A 1468-nucleotide genomic window follows, 5' to 3' on the forward strand; every position below is an offset into this window, starting at 1 on the left:
GTCCTGCCCGTACGTCGCCAGCAACGCCTGCGCCTCGATCGGATCACCCAGCGTCGTCCCCGTTCCGTGCCCCTCGACCACGTCCACATCGGACGGTGACAGCCCCGCGTTCGCCAATGCCTTGCGGATGACCCGCTGCTGCGAAGGACCATTCGGCGCCGTCAGACCGTTCGACGCACCGTCCTGGTTCACCGCGCTGCCCCGCAACACCGCCAAGACCCGATGCCCACGCTCGCGCGCCACCGACAACCGCTCCAACACCACCACGCCCACACCCTCGGACCAGCCAGTACCGTCCGCACCCTCCGCGTACGCCTTGCACCGTCCGTCCCCAGCCAGGCCCCGTTGCCGGGAGAACTCCACGAAGGAGGTGGGCGTCGCCATCACCGTCACACCGCCGGCCAGCGCCATCGAGCACTCACCCTGCCGCAATGCCTGCGCCGCAAGATGCACCGCCACCAGCGACGACGAACACGCCGTGTCCACAGTGACCGCGGGACCCTCGAAACCGAACACATAGGACACACGCCCCGACGCCACACTCGACGCCGCACCCGTGCTCGCGAATCCCACCAACTCCGGTACGGCCGCACCCATCCCGTAACCCTGACTGGACACACCGGCGAACACGCCGACGTCGGTGCCTTTCAACAGGGCCGGATCGATGCCCGCCCGTTCCAGCGCCTCCCAGGACGTCTCCAACAACAACCGCTGCTGCGGATCCATCGCCAACGCCTCACGCGGCGAAATCCCGAACAGCCCCGCGTCGAAGAGGCCCGCCGTGCGCAGGAACCCGCCCTGGCTCACGTAGGACGTACCCGCATGGTCCGGGTCCGAATCGAACAGGCCCTCCAGGTCCCAGCCCCGGTCCTCGGGGAACTCGGAGATGGCGTCGACCCCGTCGACCACCAGCTTCCACAGATCCTCGGGCGAGGACACCCCACCCGGCAACCGGCACGCCGTGGAGACGATCGCGAGCGGCTCCTCAGTGCGGCTCGTGCCCTGCTTCCGCAGGTTGTGCAACTCGGTCGTGACGCGCTTGAGGTACCTGAGGAGTGTCTCGTCCGTGGCCATTCTTCAGTCCTCACGAAGGGTTGATGGATTGCACAGCCTTGAACCGAGTTCAGGTGAGCCCGAGTTCGCCGTCGATGAAATCGAGGACTTCATCCACGGACGCGGATTCCAGGTGCTCCGCCACCGTGGAGACGGACGCCTGCTCGGGTGCCCCGTTGCACCTGGCCATCAGCCTCTGAAGACGAAGTGAGATACCGGCTTTCATTGATTCGTCCAGGCCCGGACCAGTAATCAGCGACTCGATGTCCGTTATCTTCGCGTTCACGCGAGAAAGCAGGTCGCCGCTGGTGCCGAACTCGTCGCGCAGATGGCGGGCGAGCGCCAGCGGGTTCGGATAGTCAAAGACCAACGTGGCGGAAAGCTTCAAACCGGTACCCTCACGCAACCGGTTACG

At 66.1% G+C, this 1468-nt stretch carries 1 protein-coding gene and 1 pseudogene; both read right to left on the reverse strand.

Features of this window, described 5'->3' with window-relative positions; all coding sequences use genetic code 11:
• The coding region (locus ACFY2B_RS46170) for a beta-ketoacyl synthase N-terminal-like domain-containing protein (protein ID WP_390769050.1) at positions 1–1074 on the reverse strand (1074 nt) is incomplete at its 3' end.
• A 49-nt stretch (positions 1075–1123) separates the two neighbouring features.
• Positions 1124–1468 (reverse strand): annotated as a pseudogene (locus ACFY2B_RS46175) (beta-ketoacyl synthase); the annotation flags it as partial.

The organism is Streptomyces sp. NPDC001270 (assembly GCF_042896695.1).
Taxonomy (GTDB): domain Bacteria; phylum Actinomycetota; class Actinomycetes; order Streptomycetales; family Streptomycetaceae; genus Streptomyces.